25 protein-coding genes and 2 pseudogenes are annotated in these 21,042 nt (G+C 53.7%); 14 read left to right on the forward strand and 13 right to left on the reverse strand.

The genetic code is table 11. The features are described 5' to 3' along the window. Positions 1-11: 11 nt before the first annotated feature. A complete protein-coding gene (locus ACR0DT_RS05960) occupies positions 12-1,328 on the forward strand; it encodes a SagB family peptide dehydrogenase (RefSeq protein WP_480709871.1) in 1,317 nt (438 codons plus the stop codon). 208 nt (positions 1,329-1,536) lie between these two features. On the opposite strand, the pseudogene ACR0DT_RS05965 reads toward ACR0DT_RS05960, so the two are convergent. The 7 genes and pseudogenes from ACR0DT_RS05965 to ACR0DT_RS05995 all read right to left on the reverse strand — a co-directional run bounded on the left by ACR0DT_RS05965 (position 1,537) and on the right by ACR0DT_RS05995 (position 8,609). After that, positions 1,537-2,219, reverse strand: a pseudogene (locus tag ACR0DT_RS05965) (IS6 family transposase). 88 nt (positions 2,220-2,307) lie between these two features. Next, positions 2,308-3,057, reverse strand: coding sequence for a proteasome-type protease (locus tag ACR0DT_RS05970; protein WP_480709872.1), 750 nt, complete (start codon positions 3,055-3,057; stop codon positions 2,308-2,310). 11 nt (positions 3,058-3,068) lie between these two features. Continuing rightward, positions 3,069-3,866, reverse strand: a complete 798-nt coding sequence (locus ACR0DT_RS05975; RefSeq protein ID WP_480709873.1) for a transglutaminase family protein — start codon at positions 3,864-3,866, stop codon at positions 3,069-3,071. A 3-nt stretch (positions 3,867-3,869) separates the two neighbouring features. Further along, positions 3,870-4,811, reverse strand: coding sequence for an alpha-E domain-containing protein (locus tag ACR0DT_RS05980; protein WP_480709874.1), 942 nt, complete (start codon positions 4,809-4,811; stop codon positions 3,870-3,872). Positions 4,812-4,813: 2 nt separating this feature from the next. Further along, positions 4,814-6,232 (reverse strand): circularly permuted type 2 ATP-grasp protein, encoded by a 1,419-nt coding sequence (locus ACR0DT_RS05985; RefSeq protein WP_480709875.1) that lies wholly within the window; start codon positions 6,230-6,232, stop codon positions 4,814-4,816. A gap of 297 nt (positions 6,233-6,529) precedes the next feature. After that, positions 6,530-7,492 carry a PLP-dependent cysteine synthase family protein gene (locus tag ACR0DT_RS05990; RefSeq protein WP_480709876.1) on the reverse strand — a complete coding sequence of 321 codons (963 nt, stop codon included), beginning with the start codon at positions 7,490-7,492 and terminating at the stop codon, positions 6,530-6,532. A 229-nt stretch (positions 7,493-7,721) separates the two neighbouring features. After that, the gene (locus ACR0DT_RS05995) at positions 7,722-8,609 is read right to left on the reverse strand and encodes a LysR family transcriptional regulator (RefSeq protein WP_480709877.1); all 888 of its coding nucleotides are present in this window, start codon (positions 8,607-8,609) and stop codon (positions 7,722-7,724) included. Positions 8,610-8,753: 144 nt separating this feature from the next. Here ACR0DT_RS05995 and ACR0DT_RS06000 point away from each other — a divergent pair, with 144 nt between their 5' ends. From ACR0DT_RS06000 to ACR0DT_RS06010, 3 genes and pseudogenes are all read left to right on the forward strand, one after another. Then, positions 8,754-9,602 (forward strand): TauD/TfdA dioxygenase family protein, encoded by an 849-nt coding sequence (locus ACR0DT_RS06000; RefSeq protein ID WP_480709878.1) that lies wholly within the window; start codon positions 8,754-8,756, stop codon positions 9,600-9,602. Between the two features lie 135 nt (positions 9,603-9,737). Further along, positions 9,738-10,043, forward strand: a pseudogene (locus ACR0DT_RS06005) (alcohol dehydrogenase catalytic domain-containing protein); the annotation flags it as partial. Between the two features lie 141 nt (positions 10,044-10,184). Then, positions 10,185-10,691 carry a zinc-binding dehydrogenase gene (locus ACR0DT_RS06010; RefSeq protein WP_480710275.1) on the forward strand — a complete coding sequence of 169 codons (507 nt, stop codon included), beginning with the start codon at positions 10,185-10,187 and terminating at the stop codon, positions 10,689-10,691. A 4-nt stretch (positions 10,692-10,695) separates the two neighbouring features. On the opposite strand, the gene ACR0DT_RS06015 is transcribed toward ACR0DT_RS06010, so the two are convergent. Both ACR0DT_RS06015 and ACR0DT_RS06020 read right to left on the reverse strand, forming a co-directional pair. Continuing rightward, positions 10,696-10,890: a hypothetical protein gene (locus tag ACR0DT_RS06015; protein ID WP_480709879.1), complete on the reverse strand. Its 195-nt coding sequence runs from the start codon at positions 10,888-10,890 to the stop codon at positions 10,696-10,698. Continuing rightward, on the reverse strand, positions 10,878-11,585 hold the full coding sequence (locus tag ACR0DT_RS06020; RefSeq protein WP_480709880.1) for an IS6 family transposase: 708 nt from the start codon (positions 11,583-11,585) through the stop codon (positions 10,878-10,880). Before ACR0DT_RS06020 ends, ACR0DT_RS06015 begins: the two co-directional genes overlap by 13 nt. 331 nt (positions 11,586-11,916) lie before the next feature. Here ACR0DT_RS06020 and ACR0DT_RS06025 point away from each other — a divergent pair, with 331 nt between their 5' ends. The 9 genes from ACR0DT_RS06025 to ureG all read left to right on the forward strand — a co-directional run bounded on the left by ACR0DT_RS06025 (position 11,917) and on the right by ureG (position 17,243). Beyond that, positions 11,917-12,654 carry an urease accessory protein UreD gene (locus ACR0DT_RS06025; RefSeq protein ID WP_480710276.1) on the forward strand — a complete coding sequence of 246 codons (738 nt, stop codon included), beginning with the start codon at positions 11,917-11,919 and terminating at the stop codon, positions 12,652-12,654. Between the two features lies 1 nt (position 12,655). Further along, the gene (locus ACR0DT_RS06030) at positions 12,656-12,958 is read left to right on the forward strand and encodes an urease subunit gamma (RefSeq protein WP_480709881.1); all 303 of its coding nucleotides are present in this window, start codon (positions 12,656-12,658) and stop codon (positions 12,956-12,958) included. A gap of 13 nt (positions 12,959-12,971) precedes the next feature. Next, on the forward strand, positions 12,972-13,133 hold the full coding sequence (locus tag ACR0DT_RS06035) for a peptidase M23 (protein ID WP_170332115.1): 162 nt from the start codon (positions 12,972-12,974) through the stop codon (positions 13,131-13,133). Beyond that, positions 13,130-13,435 carry an urease subunit beta gene (locus ACR0DT_RS06040; RefSeq protein WP_480709882.1) on the forward strand — a complete coding sequence of 102 codons (306 nt, stop codon included), beginning with the start codon at positions 13,130-13,132 and terminating at the stop codon, positions 13,433-13,435. Before ACR0DT_RS06035 ends, ACR0DT_RS06040 begins: the two co-directional genes overlap by 4 nt. Further along, entirely contained in the window at positions 13,435-15,144 is a 1,710-nt protein-coding gene (gene ureC / locus ACR0DT_RS06045) for an urease subunit alpha (protein ID WP_480709883.1), read from the forward strand. Before ACR0DT_RS06040 ends, ureC begins: the two co-directional genes overlap by 1 nt. A 130-nt stretch (positions 15,145-15,274) precedes the next feature. Further along, positions 15,275-15,496: a DUF1127 domain-containing protein gene (locus tag ACR0DT_RS06050; RefSeq protein ID WP_480709884.1), complete on the forward strand. Its 222-nt coding sequence runs from the start codon at positions 15,275-15,277 to the stop codon at positions 15,494-15,496. 31 nt (positions 15,497-15,527) lie between these two features. Continuing rightward, the gene (locus ACR0DT_RS06055; protein WP_480709885.1) at positions 15,528-15,980 is read left to right on the forward strand and encodes an urease accessory protein UreE; all 453 of its coding nucleotides are present in this window, start codon (positions 15,528-15,530) and stop codon (positions 15,978-15,980) included. After that, positions 15,946-16,617 carry an urease accessory protein UreF gene (locus ACR0DT_RS06060; RefSeq protein ID WP_480709886.1) on the forward strand — a complete coding sequence of 224 codons (672 nt, stop codon included), beginning with the start codon at positions 15,946-15,948 and terminating at the stop codon, positions 16,615-16,617. The genes ACR0DT_RS06055 and ACR0DT_RS06060 overlap by 35 nt, the downstream gene beginning before the upstream one ends. Continuing rightward, complete coding sequence (gene ureG / locus ACR0DT_RS06065) at positions 16,614-17,243, forward strand: urease accessory protein UreG (protein ID WP_480709887.1); 630 nt, start codon at positions 16,614-16,616, stop codon at positions 17,241-17,243. The genes ACR0DT_RS06060 and ureG overlap by 4 nt, the downstream gene beginning before the upstream one ends. 190 nt (positions 17,244-17,433) lie before the next feature. On the opposite strand, the gene ACR0DT_RS06070 is transcribed toward ureG, so the two are convergent. The 3 genes from ACR0DT_RS06070 to ACR0DT_RS06080 all read right to left on the reverse strand — a co-directional run bounded on the left by ACR0DT_RS06070 (position 17,434) and on the right by ACR0DT_RS06080 (position 19,071). Further along, positions 17,434-18,141 carry an IS6 family transposase gene (locus tag ACR0DT_RS06070; RefSeq protein ID WP_480709888.1) on the reverse strand — a complete coding sequence of 236 codons (708 nt, stop codon included), beginning with the start codon at positions 18,139-18,141 and terminating at the stop codon, positions 17,434-17,436. Between the two features lie 87 nt (positions 18,142-18,228). Then, positions 18,229-18,636: a universal stress protein gene (locus ACR0DT_RS06075; protein ID WP_058278664.1), complete on the reverse strand. Its 408-nt coding sequence runs from the start codon at positions 18,634-18,636 to the stop codon at positions 18,229-18,231. A 57-nt stretch (positions 18,637-18,693) separates the two neighbouring features. Continuing rightward, positions 18,694-19,071, reverse strand: coding sequence for a phasin family protein (locus tag ACR0DT_RS06080; protein ID WP_480709889.1), 378 nt, complete (start codon positions 19,069-19,071; stop codon positions 18,694-18,696). A gap of 273 nt (positions 19,072-19,344) precedes the next feature. Between ACR0DT_RS06080 and ACR0DT_RS06085 the strand changes: the two genes are divergently transcribed. Further along, positions 19,345-20,517 carry a cation:proton antiporter gene (locus ACR0DT_RS06085; protein WP_480709890.1) on the forward strand — a complete coding sequence of 391 codons (1,173 nt, stop codon included), beginning with the start codon at positions 19,345-19,347 and terminating at the stop codon, positions 20,515-20,517. On the opposite strand, the gene ACR0DT_RS06090 is transcribed toward ACR0DT_RS06085, so the two are convergent. Continuing rightward, complete coding sequence (locus ACR0DT_RS06090; protein WP_480709891.1) at positions 20,518-20,937, reverse strand: c-type cytochrome; 420 nt, start codon at positions 20,935-20,937, stop codon at positions 20,518-20,520. Positions 20,938-21,042: the final 105 nt, after the last annotated feature.

The following is a 21,042-nucleotide window of genomic DNA, read 5'->3' on the forward strand; positions in this document are numbered from 1 at the left end:
GGGTTTTCGTTATGAACCAGCCAAATGTTTGGGCATATGGGTTGGCTCCCGACGTCCTGCTCGACGAGACCGGCGAAGTTGCGAAGTTGCACAGCGCTACTGAGTCGATATCTGTTACCGACCAAGCCCAAAAATCGCTTGCCAAGAAACTCGCCCAAAGCTGTTGGAGTGAAGAGGAACTGGCAGCTTGCCTCGGCCCAAGTCCAGATGCAGAGGTTAACTGTGCGTCGTTCTTGTTGCGCCTTGATCAGCGCGGGTTTCTCTGTCGTTTTGTTATGCATAACGCTCAGCCTATCGCTGTTTGTGCGCCACAACGCGCGCCCGTCAGCGGCCTTCCGAAATTCGAACCGGATACTACTATTCGGCTTTCTCAACAGACACTTTTGCAGCCCCGACAAAATGGGATCAGAGCGATGGCCCCTGGAAGTTGGGCGACCGTGGATCTGTTGGACCCACAGATCGGCCCATTGCTTTTTAAGCTGTCCGAGGGCGTTGAGGCGGCGCAGGCCCCAAATTGCGTGCCGAGTCTTGAACCCCATGCTTTCGAGGCTTTGATGCAACTCTTTGCGTGGTGCGATTTGCTGGAAGGCCTTGAGGAACCTAAAACGCCTGTGCATGAAGCGCTTTTCCATAGCCAAACACGCCTCGGCTTCGCAAGGAAAAAACTCGGAAAAACGGGAAAATCGCATAAGTCTGAACACCCAGGTAAACATGTGCCGGACATTGCGCTGCCGCTCCCCGAAATCGCGGATATTATTGCAAGCGACCCGCCGCATATGCTGGTGTCCCGCCGTCGAAGAAGTCGTCGTGATCAAGGTCGCACACCAATCAGTCTTGCGCAGCTTAACGAGTTGCTTTTCCGATGTTTCTACCAAGAGAATGGTCACCGCTCTTATCCCAGTGGTGGTGGTATTCACCCATTGACTGCGTATCTTGTTGTTAATCATTGCGACGGTTTGGAGCCAGGGCTTTATTCCTACGATAGTGAACGTCACGGCCTCACAAGGGTTAGCAAAATCATTCCTGCTCTCAAGAGTCTTTTGAAAGACGCCGCAGCGTCAGCCAACTGTGTTTCGCACACACAAATTTTGCTTCTTTTATCTGCTGACATGGCGACCACCCGCACCGCCTACGGTGCACTGGCGTACTCATTGGTCCTCAAAGAGGTTGGCGCTGTTTATCAAAATGTTCAACTCGCAAGCGAGGCGATGCAGTTAGCGGCATGCCCCCTGGGAACCGGAAACTCTTTAGTCTTCGCAAATGTCGGTGGGCGAAATGTGTGTGATGCGCCATTGGTTGGTGAAATGATTATTGGGTCAAGTGAGTGAGTTGTTGATGGGGGGATGCAAAGGCAAATGTCCGTCGCGGAACCTTCCAGTTCGACAACTCCGTCGCCGCTGACATTGGTGCAGATAGTTATCTGATCGATGGTGAAACGGTCACCAAGACCGATGGTGGCGGTGCTGTAAGACGAATTCGAACCAATCTCATTTTGCTGCGGAAACTGTGAACCTATCTGGAAGAAAGCTGGCACTACTATACTAGAGCGGCGGTGCGCGTCAGTTTGAACGTGTCTCGATTGGCGAGCGATCTTTCTTGATTGACGTAACTGTAGACAGAGGAATGGACGGAGGGGAATTTCTGCAGATTTCGCGTACGCCTGAAACGCTGCATGGCGCGTTTTAATCGTCGGAACGACAAGTGCGAATTCTCGACACATCTGTTGAGCCACCTGCCCGTCTTTCGCTTTTTCGTAACACCGAGTTCTCTGTGTGCCGCCCGATATGATACGAAGCTATCCGTGACCAACTCGTTCGATGCGCTGTACCTCTTCAAAAATTTCCTGATTAATTTCAATACCTCAGCTTGTTTCGACGTCTGGCAAGCACGACTTCAAACACCTCACCTTCGTGATCAGCGGCCCGCCATAGATAATACCGCTAGCCACTCACTTTCACGAAAACCTCGTCTACGTGCCACTTCCATTTGGAGAACACGCGCAGCTGCTGAAAACGCTTCCGTCTGATCGCAGTAGCAAACATCGGGCCGAACCTGTTCTACCGATATCGGACAGTTTCGTGGCTCACGTCGATGTCTCGCTCGTCCAGCAGATCTTCGACATTCCAAAGCGAGAGCGGGAATCGGATGTACAGCACCACCGTAAGACGAATGATCTCGGGGCTGGTTGTGGAGTATTTGAAAGAGTCAGATCTGGTCATGGGCAAAAGCTTCGCAACCGTTCTGCCACGCTCAAGCAAAGTTCTTCTGACAAGACCTGAACGACCACTTTGCGGACAAAGCGGACGCTCAATCGTTTGATTTTCGCCCCGATCTGTATTCTGGAAGTTTGGCCAAGGCCGATTTCAACGCGTCACCCCATCCATCGGAAACACTGCGAAAGTACTGATCGTCAGTTTCGAATCTTGACCGCGTACCGCCGTCAAGGCTGTCTTCATCGTAGAGAAGCAGGTCAAGCGGAGCCCCGACAGACAGATTGGCCTTAATCGTGGAGTCAAAACTGACAAGCAAGAGTTTTACGGTTTCTGAAAAACTCATTTCCGGATCATAGGCGCGCACCAAAATTGGGCGACCGTACTTCGTCTCGCCGATCTGAAAGAACGGGGTGTCGTCGCCGGCCTCGATAAAATTGCCTTCAGGGTAGATCAAAAACAGGCGAGACGGGCCGCCCTTGATCTGGCCTCCAACAATGAGCGTCGCATGAAATGCGCTGTCTGCTTGCTGACCAGACCGGGCATGCTCCTCGATGACGTCGTTAAGCGTAGCCGCGACCAGTTGCGCAACTTGAAACATCGTCGGTGCCTCTAAGATCGATGGTGAACGATCTGCCGGCGCTTTTGTTCGTTCTTCCAGAAGGCTTATTGTGGCCTGAGTAGTGGCCAGGTTTCCGGCCGTTAGGATTGTGATAGACCGGTCCCTTTCGACTGTCCAGTTGAACATCTTGTTGAAGGTCGAAACATTGTCCACGCCTGCATTCGTGCGTGTATCGGACATGAACACCAGCCCGCGATTCAGCCGCATGCCCACAGCATAGGTCATCAAATTCTCCGTTACTGCTGTGCGACTTGCAACTGCACTGTCAATTGCTCGCCCGCTGTCCCAATTCTATTCCCTATTACCGGTGCGGCTTGAGCATAGTCCAGCCCGGTTGCGACGCGTACGTATCGATCGTCAGGTGAAATCCCATTTGAAACGTCAAACCCCACCCAGCCAAGCCCATCCAAATGCACTTCGGCCCAGGCATGGGTCGCGTCCTGCAGCTCCGTTTCGTTCATCATCAAGTAGCCCGAAACGTAGCGTGCTGGCACTCCGAGCTGTCGCGCGCAGGTAATAAGGATGTGCGCGTGGTCCTGACACACGCCGCGCTCGGCTTTTAGGGCATCTTCTGCGCTCCAGCCCGGGTGCGAACTTCCAATTTCGTATGAGACCTGAGCTCGAATTTTTTCGGACAGAGCATGCATCTGCTTCAGCGGCTCGCTGTTGGGCAATGCGCTTATCAGCTCTGCAACTCCTTTCCCTGGCGATGTCTGCGGAGTGCTTCTTTTGAACAGCCACAAGGGCGTCGACCCTTCGTGACGCCCCAGAACACCGTGCGTGTCTTTCACTTCAACAACGCCTTCGGAGATCAACGAGATACTTTGAGTGTTTGCTTCGAAACTGATCAATTCCACCGTGTTACGGTGATAGTCTTCAAATGTAAGCTCTTTGCGCCCGCCGGTGACCTGGGTGCTCCAACTTACAATGCTCTGATTTCGAAATGACTTTGGTGTTTTTCGCAGCTGTTGCAGTCCGAAAGGAACCGGAGCGTCAAAATCGTATCGTGTCTCGTGTCGAATGTGCAGTTTCATTGGCTACTCGTAGAACCTGTAATCAATCTCGATCTGACGGCTCAAATTGCCGAGATCGGTCAGAAATTCCTGAATGTACTCATGCAGACCAAATTCAAAGATATCCGAGATTTTCTGATCCAGGTACTTCTCGTAGAGAGCATTCGATGCCTCGCACGAAGGCCCGGCAAAGCCGTAGTCTTTCTTCAGGTAGGACAGGTTTTCCTGAATCTTTCTGCAGCAGAAGTGCAAACTGCGAGGCATCCGCTGATCCAGGATCAAAAACTGCGCAATGTCAGACGGCCGCGTTTTCTCACCATGGGTCATTCGATAACCGCCGCCAGCGCCGACAGAGCGCAGGATGCTTTCCCATTGGATGTTGTCCAGTGACGAGCCGACTGAGAAGGCTGTGGGCAGAAGAACATAATATTTCACGTCCAGAATGCGGCCGGTATTGTCGGCCCGTTCGACAAATGTCCCGATGCGGGTGAAATCGAAAATGTCGTTGCGCAGCATGGTCCCCAAAGTGGCACCACGGACTAGAGCCGCCTGTTGTCGAATGAGTTCCAACGTTGCAGGTAAGTCCCGCTCATTCACGCGTCGTTTCATCACCTCATCGATCTGCATCCAGGTGGAGTTAACCGCACTCCAGACATCATGGGTGAGCGCCGTCCGAACAAGGCGCGCGTTGTCCCGGGCTTGCTTGATGACCGACTTGATCGAGGATGGGTTATCAGCGTCACGCAGCACCCAATCGACTGCATTGTCTTTTGAAATCTCGTCGTACTTGGCGTGGTACTCATCCAGAACTCCGGCCGTTTTCAGAACCGAACCCCATTCCTCGGCAGAATTCTTAGTACGGGTCAACGCCATTCTCTGACCTGTTTCAAGCAGCCTCGTCGTATTTTCCGCTCGCTCAAGATACCGGGACATCCAGAACAACCCGCCAGCAGTTTTTCCCAGCATGGTCAGTCCTCCAGAACCCAGGTGTCTTTGGTCCCGCCACCCTGGCTTGAATTCACGACGAGAGATCCCTTCTTAAGCGCCACACGGGTCAAACCGCCGGGCGTGATCTTGATCCCTTCGGGCGACACCAAAACGAACGGCCTTAGGTCAACATGTCTGGGCGCAAGTCCCGAGCGCGCAAAGATCGGAACCGTCGAAAGCGACAGAGTCGGCTGGGCAATGTAGTTCCCGGGCCGCGATTTGAGCTTGTCGCGGAACGCCGAAATCTCTTTCTTGCTGGCGGTCGGTCCGATCAACATTCCGTAGCCGCCAGACCCGTGTACTTCTTTCACAACAAGCTCACACAGGTTGTCCAGCACGTAGGAGAGAGACTCAGGATCACTGCAGCGCCAGGTCGGGACGTTTTTTAGCAAGGGCTTCTCACCCGTGTAGAATTCAACAATTTCAGGCATGTAAGAATAGATCGCCTTATCGTCGGCAATACCGGTCCCCGGTGCGTTGGCGATCGTGATGCCTCCTGCGCGGTACACGTCCAGGATACCTGGAACGCCCAAGGCGCTATCGGGGTTGAAATTCAGGGGGTCCAGAAAGTCGTCATCTACCCGGCGGTAAAGTACGTCGATGGGCTTATAGCCTCTGGTGGTGCGCATGCAAACACGCCCATCGACAACGCGTAGGTCGTGGCCTTCGACCAATTCCACGGCCATCTGATCAGCAAGAAACGCATGTTCGTAATAGGCTGAATTATAGATGCCGGGGGTTAAAACCGCGACAGTGGGTTCTCCGACCGCGCAAGCTGGTGCGCAGGCAGCAAGAGATCGTCTCAGATTGCGGGGGTAGTCCGAAACATTCCGAACATTAGTCGCGCTGAAGAGCTCGGGGAACATCTTTAGCATCGTTTCCCGGTTCTCCAACATATAGCTGACCCCGGATGGCGTTCGGGCATTGTCTTCCAGAACGAAAAACTCGTCTGGTCCGGTTCGCACCAGATCGACGCCGACAATGTGCGTATAGACCCGACCAGGGGGTGAGACACCAAGCATCTGCGGCAAGAAGGCCTCGTTTCCGGCAATCATCTCGGCTGGTACACGCCCGGCCCTGACGATTTCTTGACGGTGGTAGATGTCGTGTAGAAATGCATTGATTGCCCGCACCCGCTGTTCGATACCGCGTTCCAGCCGCTGCCATTCCCGCGCTGAAATAACTCTTGGCACGATATCAAACGGTATTAGACGTTCCTCAGCCTCGGCTTTTCCATAAACGTTAAAAGTGATGCCCGTCAGTCTAAAGACTTCCTCGGCTTCGCGCTGTTTCGCCCTCAGTCGTGATGCATCTTCAGCATTGAACCAGCGGCCGATCTCTTCGTATGGACCTCTGAGTGATCCATCGCCGTTGAACATTTCATCAAAATACTCACTCATGCTTTTAGTTTCACGCATAAATCAGAATTTTCAAGTCATTCAGGCTTGGCTGGATGTCGCCTCGGGGGATAGCGTCTAATTTTCAGGCTATCTAGTCAGTTTGATAATTCTAACAACATGGTGTTTTTCGTGTTTCCAGTTGAAGCCGCATTCAATGTGTTGCACTCAACAGTAACTGGTTTTGCGCTGGATTTGAACATCCGCATTGGGGTTCGAAGCCGTCATTCGCCGCACGCGGTAAGAATGACTACTCTGCGGACGAAGCAGACGTTTAGGACCCTAAGTCAACGGGCAGTTCTACGTAAAAAGATCAGTAGAAAGGTACTTCAATCCGGAGTCGCAAATGATCACGGAAACGGTCTGGCCTTTGTGAGGGCCTTTTAGTAGCTCGACAGCACCCGCCACGTTAGCGCCGGCAGAAAACCCAGCGAAAATGCCTTCGAAGCGCGCCAGATCGCGACAGGTCTGACGCGCTGTGTGGCCATCAATTTGAAGAAAACCATCCCACACGAACCCTCGAAGGAAATCGAGATCACCCATAACATACCCTCCTCCCTGAATTGGATGTTCGGGGCTTGTCACTTCCTGACCCGCGATCACAGCAGCACCTTCAGGCTCAATGGGATAGCATTTGATCTCTGAATTCCGCGATCGCAAGTACTTGGACGTCCCGGCCAAAGTGCCACCCGATCCGACAAAATCACAGAAGGCATCGATGTTGCCGCCGGACTGTTCCCAAAGTTCCGGGCCAGTCGTATGTTCATGGGCACTGGGATTGCCTTCTCGTTGGAATTGGTCAGCTCGAAATGCGTTGCGTTCAATCGTCAGTTTTGCAGCCACGCGATCAACCTCTGCGAGGTCCGCGCCTGATACTTCCCCTGGGCGACTTCCCGGCATTTGATCTACCAACACGACTTCAGCACCAAGAGCCTGCATCATTTGTGCACGCTCAGGCGAGTTGCCTTTGGACATGACAGCAACGAATGGGTAGCCTTTGATACTGCAGACGATAGCAAGGCCGGTGCCCATATTGCCACTAGTCAGCTCAACGATTGTCTGCCCTTGCTCTATCGTGCCATTGGCCTCAGCTGCTTCAATGACTCCAAGCGCCGCGCGGTCTTTTTTGGAGAATCCGGGGTTTAAGTAATCGAGCTTGGCTAAAATTTTTCCCTCGCAGCCATAATGCTTTACCAGCCGATCAAGACACACCAAAGGTGTTTTTCCAATCGCTCCAAGAATGGAACAAAGTGTACCAGTCATTTTAAGAGCCCCAACTCTGTTTCGAAGCGAACTTTGGTAGACACTGCAGAGTTTTGCAACTTGGGCGCCTAGCGCTCTTCCACCATGAAGTAACTTGAGGCTGCTCTGTAGACGACACAGCCTATCGCGGAAATCAGGTTTGCCGTTAGAGACCGACCCAAAATTGACGTCCAGTCTCGGAAACTAAAGTGGCAAACAATTTCATGTGGATACCTGCTGAAGTGCCAACTCACAAATATACCTGCTGGTTATCAACTGCTTCCAATAGTGCCGTCGCAACTGCGTCGATCATTTTGGTGCGAGGTGAGGCTGACATACTTGCCAGGCCAACAATGCGCTTAGGTCCATTCCGTTCAAGGGAGATTCTTTTGAGCCGCAAGTGGTCATATGCAGCTAAGCGGCTGTCTGGTATGATTGATACGCCAAGTTCAGCGGCCACCATACTTGAGATTGCTTCAAGGCTCTCTAGTTCCATGGCGTCCTTGACTTCAATGCCCTTTCTTTGCAGCCAAGTCTCGATTTGCCTTCCCACAACCGCATCACGAGTAAAGCGAATAAACGGTGACGCACCAAGCAGTTCTTTCGGAGGTAAATCTGGGGTGTTTTCTGAGACAAGCAGGACCAATTTCTCGGATACAATTTCAGAGAATTCCAACGTGTTTGGCAGAATATCTGGTCGGGAAATGATCGCCGCTTGAACCTGCCCGCGGTCTAATTGCAGCAAAAGCTGATTGGTCAAACCTGGAACAATTCTTACACGGATATCCGGATGCACGGACTTTAGCCTCGCTAGCGCAATCGGCACCAACCCAGTCAGGGTCGTTGGAACGGCACCCAGAGTTATTTCGCCAGAGAGCTCGTTGTTCGACCTCACCCTTTCCGCCAAACCGTCGTATGCGGCCACAACCGCAGCGGCCTCTCCGACAAACGTTAGCCCGGCACGGGTCAGTTTGGGTGATTTGGCCGATCGGTCAAATAATACGAGCCCCAACGCGACCTCCAGATTCCGCATCTGGTGACTGACCGCCGAAGGAGTTAGATGCTCCGCCTCTGACGCGGCACGGAAGCTACCATGTCGATGAACTGCGATTAGAGTTCGCAGTGCCCGAATGCTCATTCCGATAACCTCGCTACCGCTAAAACCGTGACCATTATGTGAAATTTTTTCACTAATTAGTCAAAAATTTTTCGTTTTTGTTCATTTTTACTGAAGTGTACCTTGCGCATAGCCCGCCCTATGAAACCAAACCCAGAGGTGCTTATGGTTGCTCCTAAATCCAACACCTATACTTCCATCGTCGCCAAACCCTTCGCTCCAAATCTCGGGGCTGAGATCTACGGAGTCGATCTAAGCCGGCCTATTCCAGACAACCAGTTCGCAGAGATCTGCGACGCTTTTCACACCTATCAAGTACTGTTCTTCAAAGAGCAGAAAGAAATTCCACCTGCGCAGCACATTGAATTTGGGAAGCGCTTTGGACCGCTTCATGCGCACCCCGCAGCCCCAACAATGGAAGGATATCCAGAGATTTTCGAAATCCATGCAACCAAGAATTCCAAGGTAGCAAACGGTGAGTTCTGGCACTCTGACGTCTCTTGCGACGAGACGCCTCCTCTTGGAACTATGCTTCAAATCCATATCGCCCCTCCCTGTGGCGGGGACACTATGTTCAGTGATATGTATGCGGCCTACGACGATCTTTCTGAACCGATAAAAGATATGATCAACGGGTTATCTGCACTTCATAGTTCAGAGCACATCTACAAAGGCCGCTATAGCGACCGGGGACAAAAAGACAGCGATATTGATTGTCCCGAAGCAGTTCATCCGATTGTTAGAACTCATCCGGAAACGGGACGGAAATCGCTATTTGTGAACCGAACTTTTACGACAAAGATTGTGGGCTTGTCGGATAAGGAAAGCGATGCGATCCTCAACATGCTTTTCGAGCATGCGGAACAAATCAACTATCAAATCCGGTTCAGGTGGTCGCTTAACGACATGGCCTTTTGGGACAACCGGTGCTGTATGCATCGTGCGATCTGGGACTATTGGCCCGCAGAGCGTAAAGGCCGACGTGTGACCGTGAAAGGCGATAGACCTGTTTAGTGTCGACCGAACCAAATTGCTCAATCAAAGAAACCAGATCTTTAGGAGCGCAAAGTGCGAGCTGCAGTCGTAAGAGAGTTTTGTGAAGACCTTTCGATTGAGACGGTCCCGGATCCAACCTGCCCAGACAATGGAGTGGTCCTGGAGGTCGCTGCCTGTGGCGTATGCCGCTCGGATTACCATGGATGGTCTGGTGCACACCCCAAAGTTCAAAATGGCTCCATCTTAGGGCACGAATACTGTGGAACTGTGGTGGAGGCAGGGCCTCAAGCGAAGCACAATGTTGGTGACCGCCTCATAGCGCCATTCATCTTGGGGTGCGGCAGCTGCAACGCTTGTCAAACAGGCGTATCAAACACTTGTGCTAACCAAATCGTTCCTGGATTTGGAACGCCTGGTGCCTACGCAGAATACGTTGCAGTGCCTTTTGACCACAACTTGGTTCACTTGCCACAAACGCTGCCCCCTGCCTTGGCGGCAGGGCTCGGGTGTCGTGTAACCACTGCTTGGCATGCTTTGACAGACCGTGCAGATGTGGCAGCTGGTGAATGGGTGGCTGTCCACGGAACAGGAGGGATTGGCTTGTCCGTTCTTCTATTGGCAAAATTGCTTGGATGCCGAGTTGTCGTAGTGGATGTGGTTGAAGAGAAACTTGAGCACGCAAAGCTCAACGGCGCGGACGCCACAGTAAATGCAAGCAAAGAAGACGCCGCGGCTGCGATCCGAGATATCACGGATGGAGGAGCACAGGTTTCCATAGAAGCACTGGGGATCGAAACAACGACGAACGCATCCTTAGAGTGTCTCGCTATCCTTGGTCGACACGTGCAAATTGGTATGCCGTCGGGTGACGGCCAGATGCAGGTGAACATGCGTGCAATCTATTCCAATCAGCTCTCGTTTTTCGGCACTCGTGGTATGCCTTCATGGAAATACCCTCGCCTTCTAGGAATGATCGAACGTGGCGAAGTGGATATCCAGCCAATGGTCGCCAGAGAAATCCGATTGGAAGAGGCTAGCAATGAACTTCGCGCAATGAATGGACCGACTTCCCCCGGAACCGCTGTTATCACAAGGTTTCAGCCGTGAAGCTTTAAATGGGCCACACCAGATTGATGATAACGACGACTACGAAGTAGGCTAGAACAACTTTCCAGTTCCATTGGTGCTTGTTTTCTTCGTTGATCACGCCAGCCGATTTCAATGCCAGGTTAGTGATGATGGTGCTGTCAGACGAATTCGAACCAGTCTCAGCTAGGCCAGTAGAGCTGCCCTTTATTCGGCGCAAAGACAGCGCCACTCGGCAAGAGCAGCGGTGCGGGTCAGCTTGAAGATGTCTCGGCTGGTGAGCGATCGTTCTTGGTTAAAGTGATTGTAGACGGAGGAATGGACGGAGGCGAATTTCTGTAAACTTTGCAAACGCCTGAATCGCTGCATCGCGCGTTCTCTTCGTCGGAAAGGAAGGTGTGAGTTCTCAACCCGGTTGTTAAGCCACCTGCCCGTCCTTTGTTTTTCGGTAACGCCAAGCTCTCTGAGCGCGGCTCTGTATGAGGCGAAGCGATCCGTGACGACGTTTTCCGCTTTGCCGTGTCGCTTCATCAATTTCTTTAGGAATTTCAGTGCTGCAGCTTTGTTTCGGCGTTTGGTGACAACGGCTTCCAGCACCTCACCTTCGTGATCAACAGCCCGCCAGAGGTAGTGCCTCTTGCCATTCACCTTCACGAAAACCTCGTCCACGTGCCACTTCCATTTGGAGAAGGCCCGCAGTTGCTGAACACGCTTTCTTCGGATTTCAGCAGCAAACGTTGGGCCAAACCTGTTCCACCAGTACCGGACAGTTTCGTGGCTTACATCGATGCCTCGCTCATGAAACAGATCTTCGACATTCCGAAGCGAGAGCGGGAAACGGATGTACAGCATCACCGCAAGGCGGATGATCTCGGGGCTGGTTTGGAAGTACTTGAAGGAGGCAGGTTTGGTCATGGACAAAAGCTACGCAACCGCCCTGCCCCGCTCAAGCAATGTTCTTCTGACAAGACCTTTACCCAATTTGGGAAATCGGCGAGATGCGCCTATTTTTTCATCCAAGACCAGGGTCGCTGTCTAAAATTTAGACGCACGATGTCGAAATAAGCAGATTTCGACACTGTAGATTAGTGTTCCGCCCCTTCAACAGAGAAACAGGTGCCACCAAACCAAGCTCTAAAGGTGTCTTATTACCCAAGTTACAGCCATATTGCCCACGCACAGTGCTGTTCCACCGCGTGCTGCAGGCGCCGTCAGCTTGAGCACCAAGCAATTGGGCGACAGGACAGTGCTGAACAAGTTTCGCCAGTCCGGGTCTTTCAAGTGCCTGTTCCCCAGGACCAATACACCTCATCTTGACGCGGTTCTCCTAAACACGGCCGGCGGCGTAACCGGGGGCGATTCATTTCGATTTTCCGGCAAGGCGGCGAAAGGAACCGCGCTGACTTTGACAACACAAGCCTGCGAGCGCGCCTACAAGGCCAAGCCGCAAGAATGTGGCCAGATTACCAATCATCTATCTGTTGAAACTGAAGCCCGACTGAACTGGTTGCCGCAAGAGACCATTCTGTTCAATGGCAGTGCTCTGGACCGACGCCTGAAAGTCGAGATGGCGCCGGATGCCGAGTTGCTGATGGTAGAGCCTCTCATCTTCGGGCGCATCGCTATGGGCGAGACACTTACCGATATCCGCCTAAACGATCGGATCGAGATGCAACGCCAAGGAAAGACGGTGTTCCTTGACGCGATCCAGTTCTCTGGTGATTGGCAAAAGCATCTGTCCAAGCCGCATATTGCAAACGGCGCAGGAGCGATGGCGCTGATCGTCTTTGCTTCGGAGTCGGCCGAAGGTCATCTGGATTCCATTCGCAAAATGCTCCCCAAGGACGCAGGGGCAACACTAGTCCAAGACGGCCTTCTGGCTATCCGTATTCTGGCCCACAACAGCTTGGCTCTTCGCCGCGCATTGATGCCGGTTTTGTGCCGGTTGAACAAAAACACATTACCCCGATGCTGGATGCTCTGACATGAACCTGACACCTCGTGAAAAAGATAAACTGCTGGTCGCCATGGCCGCCGAGGTCGCTCGAAAGCGACTGACACGTGGAGTCAAGCTGAACCACCCAGAGGCGATCGCCCTGATCACCGACGCCGTGGTCGAGGGCGCGCGCGATGGACGTTCAGTTGCTGACATGATGCAAGCCGGGGCCGAGGTGATCACCCGCGAGCAATGCATGGAGGGTGTGCCTGAAATGATCCACGAGGTTCAGGTCGAAGCCACCTTTCCAGATGGCACCAAGCTGGTGACTGTCCATAACCCCATTCGCTGAAAAGGAAACCAATATGACACGCATGCTTTTCCCCGCCCTGATCTTCGCTGGCCCCGCAGCAGCCCATAACGGAACGCATATCCACGCGCACGGCACCGATTACGCCGCGATGGGCGTTGGGCTGGCAGTTGTTGCGCTGGCCGCTGTCGCGCTGATCACAAAGCTGAACAGATGATCCCCGGAGAGCTGTTCCCGGCTGATGGTGAAATTGCCCTGAACCCCGACACTGATGCGATCACTTTGATGGTCGCCAATACCGGAGACCGCCCGGTTCAGGTCGGCTCACACTATCATTTCGCCGAAACCAACCCGGCGCTCGACTTCAATCGCGCTGCCGCGCATGGCCTGCGTCTGGACATTGCGCCGGGCACCGCTGTGCGGTTCGAACCGGGGCAAGAGCGTGAGGTCTCACTGATCCCTATCGGCGGAGCGCGCAATGTTTACGGCTTCAATCAAAAGGTCATGGGGGCACTCTGATGCCAGCAACAATCAAGCGCTCAGACTATGCCGCGATGTTCGGCCCCACCACCGGGGATAAGCTGAGGCTGGCCGACACCGATCTTGTGATCGAGGTCGAACGTGATCTGACCAGCTATGGCGAAGAGGTCAAGTTTGGTGGCGGAAAGGTAATTCGCGACGGGATGGGGCAGTCTCAGGCCACGCGCGCCGAAGGTGCTGTGGATACGGTCATCACCAACGCACTGATCGTCGATCACTCAGGTATCTACAAGGCTGACGTTGGCCTGAAAGACGGGCGGATCGCAAAGATCGGCAAGGCAGGAAACCCCGATACACAACCAGGTGTCGACATCATCATCGGACCTGGAACCGAGGCCATTGCTGGCGAGGGTCGTATCCTGACGGCAGGTGGGTTCGACAGCCATATCCACTTCATCTGCCCGCAACAGATCGAAGACGCGCTGCATTCCGGCCTGACCACCATGCTGGGTGGCGGCACCGGTCCGGCGCATGGAACGTTGGCGACCACCTGCACCCCTGGCCCCTGGCATATCGGGCGGATGTTGCAGGCGGCGGATGCCTTTCCCATGAATCTGGCGTTTGCAGGCAAGGGCAACGCCTCGCTGCCCGCAGCGCTTGAGGAACAGGTCAAGGCCGGGGCCTGCGCCCTGAAACTGCACGAAGATTGGGGCACGACCCCTGCCGCCATCGACTGCTGCTTGTCGGTGGCAGACGCAATGGACGTTCAGGTTATGATCCACACCGACACGCTCAATGAATCAGGCTTTGTCGAAAACACCGTGGCAGCCCTGAAGGGCCGTACAATTCACGCCTTCCACACCGAAGGCGCAGGCGGCGGCCATGCTCCGGATATCATCAAGATCTGCGGCGAGAACCACGTGCTGCCGTCCTCGACGAACCCGACTCGGCCTTTCACAGTCAACACGGTAGAAGAGCATCTGGACATGCTGATGGTCTGCCACCACCTCGATAAATCCATACCCGAAGACGTGGCCTTTGCCGAAAGCCGCATCCGGCGTGAGACCATCGCAGCCGAGGATATCCTGCACGACATGGGCGCATTCAGCATCATCGCGTCTGACAGTCAGGCCATGGGCCGGGTCGGAGAGGTTTTGATCCGCACGTGGCAAACCGCAGACAAGATGAAGAAACAGCGCGGGCGCCTGCCCAAGGAAACCGGTGAGAACGACAACTTTCGCGTTCGCCGCTATATCGCGAAATACACCATCAACCCGGCCATTGCCCATGGGCTCAGCCACGAGATCGGGAGCATCGAGGAAGGCAAACGCGCCGACCTCGTCCTTTGGAACCCAGCCTTTTTTGGCGTGAAGCCCGAGATGGTTCTGCTGGGCGGCACCATAGCCTGCGCGCAGATGGGTGATCCCAACGCTTCGATCCCCACACCGCAGCCCGTTTATAGTCGCCCTATGTTTGGCGCTTACGGACGGTCGGTGGAAAACTCGGCGATCACATTTGTCTCGCAGGCGGCTCAGGCGGATGGGATCGGTGATACACTGGGATTGGCAAAGCAAACCGTCGCCGTCCAAAACACACGAGAAATTGGCAAGCAGGATCTTCTGCTGAACAACGCGACACCGCATGTCGATGTCGACCCGGAAACCTATGAGGTGCGCGCGGATGGCGAATTGCTAACCTGTCAGCCTGCCGAAGTTCTACCGATGGCACAGCGATACTTCATGTTCTGATTAAAAATTACGCTGCATTGCAGCAAGCGCATCCCGGGCATGACCAATCACCCACTACTAAGCGAGTGAAAGATGACAGATATTAGGACGCAAGGGAGGACCAACGTCTCGCAAACATACGAGGGTCCCAATGGCACACACAGAAAATCACCCGCATACCGGTTTTTCCGTATTCGGCCTGTTCTCGGCGATCGGTTCGTCGATCTATTCGGCTCTTGCTCGATTGGCCGAAGCACGATCGCGCACCGATCAAATCCAGTTCCTCCAATCGCTGAGCGACGAAGAACTGCGCAAACGCGGCCTGTCCCGCGACCGGATCGTACAACACGTTTTCGCGGGTTCTATCTGGTAACAGTTGTCCGTTCTACAGAGGGGGCATTGGCATGACCATCCTCCTTTGTACAGCACGTCAGTATTCTGATCATTTACACGGCGAGCCTGCAGACGCCCTGTCGCTGACCTATGAAGACCGGTTTTTGCGCCGCAAGGTTCTGACATGCGAAAGTGGCGAACAGATTCTTGTCGATCTGGCGCAAACGACGTCATTAAACCACGGCGGCGCTTTGGTTCTGGATGACGGCCGCGAAGTAGAAATACAAGCTGCACCCGAAGTTCTGCTGGCGGTAACAGCCCCGGATCTGGCGCGTATCGCATGGCATATCGGCAATCGCCATACGCCTTGCCAGATCGAAAAGGATCGCCTGTTGATCCAAGTCGATCACGTTATCCGAGACCTGCTTCTCAAAATCGGGGCAAATGTGCGAGAGGTGCACGAGCCGTTCACCCCCGAAGGCGGGGCCTATGGCCACGGCAGGACCCATGGCCACGTCCACTGACGCCGACATCCTAACGCTGACACAATGGTTGTCCCCTGCCTATCCTGTGGGGGGATTTGCCTACTCTCACGGGCTTGAGGCAGCGATTGACCGGGGAACTGTTGCGAATTCTCAGGACACCGAAGCCTGGATTTCAGATGTGCTGGAACATGGTTCTGGATGGAATGATGCTCTGTTCGTTGTGGCGGCCTTTAATGCGCAGGACAAAGATGAACTAATCAACATCGATGTCATGGCGCGGGCCTTTTGCGCGACATCCGAAAGGCTCATGGAAACCGAGTTGCTGGGACAGGCCTTCGGAAAGGTCACAAAAGGCGTCTGGGAACTGGACCTTGAGCAGTTCACCTACCCCGTCTCAATTGGACGGGCTGCAAGACTACTAAACCTTCCCTTGCTGCTGACGACCAAGATGTTTCTGCAAGCATTCGCAAGCAACCTTGTCGCATGTGCGACGCGTCTTGTGCCACTGGGGCAGACTGATGCTCAGAGGTTGATCCGCCAGCTGACGCCGCTTTGTGCCCAGATTGCTGAAAGAGCACAAACGGCAAGTTTGGGCGCGTTAAGCTCTACGGCGTTTTTGGCGGACATTGCGTCCATGAAACACGAAACACAATATTCGAGGATTTTCCGCACATGACCAGTATGAACGGCCCGCTTCGCGTAGGTATTGGAGGCCCGGTAGGAGCCGGAAAAACCACCTTGACCGCCGCCTTGTCTGAAGCGCTGCGCGATGTCTGCTCGGTGGGTGTTATTACCAACGACATTTATACGCAGGAAGATGCCGAAGCGCTGATGCGCATGCAGATTCTGCCACGGGACAGGATCATCGGCGTCGAAACCGGTGGCTGCCCGCATACAGCGATCCGCGAAGACGCCTCGATCAATTTGGCGGCCGTCGCCGAAATGCAGACACGTCATCCTGACCTCGACGTGGTGTTGATTGAAAGCGGAGGCGACAATCTATCAGCCACATTCAGCCCGGAACTGGCGGATATGACCATCTACGTGATCGATGTCGCCGCAGGCGAGGAAATCCCTAGGAAAGGCGGGCCGGCGATTACGAAATCGGACATCCTTGTGATCAACAAGACCGACCTTGCGCCGCATGTTGGCGCTTCGCTGCAGGTCATGGAACGTGATGCGAAAATGATGCGTAAAGGACGACACTTCTTGTTCTCGTCACTTCGTCACAGAAGCGGGGTCGACGCAATTGTGGATCTGCTTGTGAAAGTCGGAGGTCTAGAGGTTTCGAAAGCGAAATAGCCCCCGAGATCAAGGGGCCAAGTTATCGATGCCCAAAGCCTATTGGAGAAACCGAAGGCACGATCATCATTTTCGCACTTGCCTGGATGTTTTTATGCTTTTGCTTGCAGGCTGAATGCAAACAAAATTCACCAGGGGGTGCTGTCAGACGAATTCGAACCAGTCTCAGTTTGCCGCGGAAATCGCGAACTTATCCGGAACAAAGTTGACGCCACTCGGTAAGAGCGGCGGTGCGCGTCAGCTTGAAGGTGTCTCGGCTGGTTAGCGATCTTTCCTGGTTGAAGTGATTGTAGACGGAGGAATGGACGGAGGCGAATTTCTGTAAACTTTGCAAACGCCTGAATCGCTGCATCGCGCGTTCTCTTCGTCGGAAAGGAAGGTGTGAGTTCTCAACCCGGTTGTTAAGCCACCTGCCCGTCCTTTGTTTTTCGGTAACGCCAAGCTCTCTGAGCGCGGCTCTGTATGAGGCGAAGCGATCCGTGACGACGTTTTCCGCTTTGCCGTGTCGCTTCATCAATTTCTTTAGGAATTTCAGTGCTGCAGCTTTGTTTCGGCGTTTGGTGACAACGGCTTCCAGCACCTCACCTTCGTGATCAACAGCCCGCCAGAGGTAGTGCCTCTTGCCATTCACCTTCACGAAAACCTCGTCCACGTGCCACTTCCATTTGGAGAAGGCCCGCAGCTGCTGAACACGCTTTCTTCGGATTTCAGCAGCAAACGTTGGGCCAAACCTGTTCCACCAGTACCGGACAGTTTCGTGGCTTACATCGATGCCTCGCTCATGAAACAGATCTTCGACATTCCGAAGCGAGAGCGGGAAACGGATGTACAGCATCACCGCAAGGCGGATGATCTCGGGGCTGGTTTGGAAGTACTTGAAGGAGGCAGGTTTGGTCATGGACAAAAGCTACGCAACCGCCCTGCCCCGCTCAAGCAATGTTCTTCTGACAAGACCCCATAGAGATCTCGCATCGCTAGCTTTGGATCACCGAATTACGTGAACCGAACACTTGGCATGATGCACGACTCTGTTCGCAGTGGAACCTAGAAATATGTCCTCGAATCCGGGCTTATGCGAAGCTAACACGATGCAATCGGCGTCGCTCTGGTTTGCGAAGTCGACAATTGCCCTACCCGCATGCCCGGAGATGAGCTGTACCTTCGCGTCTGAAATTTCAGAGGCAGTCTTATGAAGGTTCTCCAATATCTCATGCCGCGTATGTGCAAGCACTTCACTCGGAATCTGAGAACCCACATATGCCGGAATAGGTTCTTGGACGTGCACAACGGTGAAAACAGCGTCGGCATCAGCCAATTGGCGCGCAGCCTTAAACGACGCTTGAGTATCGTGTTCTTTGTCCAGAGCAACCGGGATCAGGATGTTCTTGTACATTTGACCTCCTATCTACTGCTCCGATGATTTCAGTTTGGTTTTTCGGCGGCACGAACCCTAAACAGGCTCGGACTTTGAAGATTTCCCCGCGCTCTTTGTAGCGGCTGCAACGTCATCAACTGTTTTCTCAACAGCTTCAGCTTCGGTTTCAGCGACATAGGATGCACAACGAGACACGGTTTCGAACCACTCCTGCGCGTCAGCAACCAACCGCTCAGCCGAATGTCGCTGCCATTCCGTCATAGTCTGAAGGGCTTTCGATGGATCGGACGGGTTCGCAGAAGACACTTTGCGTGCAGCTTGTAGAGCCGTCCGCACCGCCTCATGACGCCGTTCGAACCAATGCTGCGCAAAGGCCTCTGTTTCTTCGAGCATTTTTTCTTGCGCGTCCCAAAATTGTTCGATCTGGGCACCGAAGGCTGGATTGCCAGACATGGGCGGCTGCATTTGCTTGAAAACATCCACAAGTGAGGTCGGGCTATTTGTGCTAGATGTCTTTGTCGGCATCGAAAGTTCCTCCTCATTTCCTGAATGAGCTATTGTGCCACCTGCGGCGCGCTTTCGCCTTAATACAGATCAATATCCCCCATTTTTTAGGATCTTCGGCTTAGGCTGCGACGGGACATTGGCATTCTCTCCGACATCGGTTCCAAGATGGCAGGGTTGGAGTTAAAGTAGTTTAGACAAGAACTTAACGCTTGGATCTCTATGCACATTGCCGGCTTTCTGATTACCCTAGGTGTCCTCTTCCTTGCCGGATTGGCGGCCGATCAACTTGGCCGGGTCACGCATCTTCCTCGTGTTACAACCTTGCTTTTCCTCGGTCTGATCGCCGGGAACGCCGGAATGGGTTTGATCCCACTCGACGTTGCAATGTGGTTCGACGAGATTTCCATTGTGGCTTTAACGATGGTCGCGTTTCTTCTTGGAGGTTCTTTAACCCGCGAGAACCTGGTTCGGCATGGCAGAGCCATTCTGACGATTTCGATTTCAATCGTGGTTGCAACCCTTGTTATCGTGTCTGCTGGATTAACCGCAATCGGCGTACCCTTCGGGTTGGCATTGGTGCTGGCGGCAATTGCTACAGCTACGGCTCCGGCCGCCATGACAGACGTGATCAAGCAATCTGGGGTGTCCAACAGCTTCACCGAGACATTAAAGGGCGTCGTCGCAATTGATGACGCTTGGGGTCTGATCGTTTTCAGCATCGCCTTGGTTCTGGCCGGTCATTCGGATGGTTGGGCCACCGTCACGACCACAGCGATGTGGGATTTCGGAGGGGCTATTTTGTTGGGTTCCGCGCTAGGCGTGCCATCCGCTTACCTCACAGGTCGCTTGAAGCCGGGAGAGCCAATGCAAGCCGAAGCGGTAGGAATCGTATTTCTGACAGCAGGCCTTTCGTTGTGGCTTGAAGTTTCGTTCCTTGTCGCAGGCATGGTTGCTGGCGCAGTTATTGGGAATCTTGCCCGCCATCACGACCGTGCTTTTCATGAGATCGAGCACATTCAGTGGCCGTTCATGATTTTGTTCTTCCTACTGGCTGGCGCCACGCTGGATATTGAAGCCTTCGGCTTGATGGGCTGGGCTGGTGGTCTTTTCCTATTCTTGCGCGCCGTCGCCCGCCTCGTCGGGGGTTATTGCGGAGCGAGACTTGGCAGCCTGCCTAGCCGTCAGACCCGCTGGTACGGCCCAGCTTTGTTACCACAGGCCGGTGTCGCGGTAGGAATGGCCCTCATCGCCGGAGAGCAATTTCCACATTGGGCCGCGTCGATCATGGCCTTTACTCTAGCCAGTGCTGTGGCTTTCGAGGTGTTGGGGCCGCCGTTGACTCTCATGTCAATCAGACGAACGGCTGACACAGATGAGCAGATTGGTCCATGACTATTCAGACTGAGTCGATTCAAGAAAGGCGAGCAAATTCGCCAACGGCAGGCCTACCATCATTGGTTGCCCACTAGGCAAAGCCACCGCGATATGTTGGTCTGTCTCAAACACCGCACCAAAGATTGGCATTTCGCCCCCATGGGCGAGCAATTGCGAACGACCGTCAATCTGTTCAGCTATACGATCTATCGGAAACACACCGTCGTTTTCGCCTGCCAATTTGGTGAGGTCAGGTGTTCGAATAGCCAGCATTTCCGCCATTGGCCCGTCTCCGGTTGCTTCGAAACCGTGACATTGCCAGCAATACGTCCGGTACAAATCACGTCCATCATCGACGCTGACCTCCTGCGCTAGTACGGGCCCCGTGACGAACAGTGCCAGTAAAATCCCACGAACAATCTGCATACGCTCCTCCAATTAGCTGCCCCGGATGCAGATCTTATTAATGCGCATCCTTAAGAAACTTCTTTGACCTTGCTCATGTTGCACCCTTCAGCACGAAGATTGGCGTTTAGGTCGAAT

The sequence above is a fragment of the Ruegeria sp. BI11 genome (assembly GCF_056538005.1).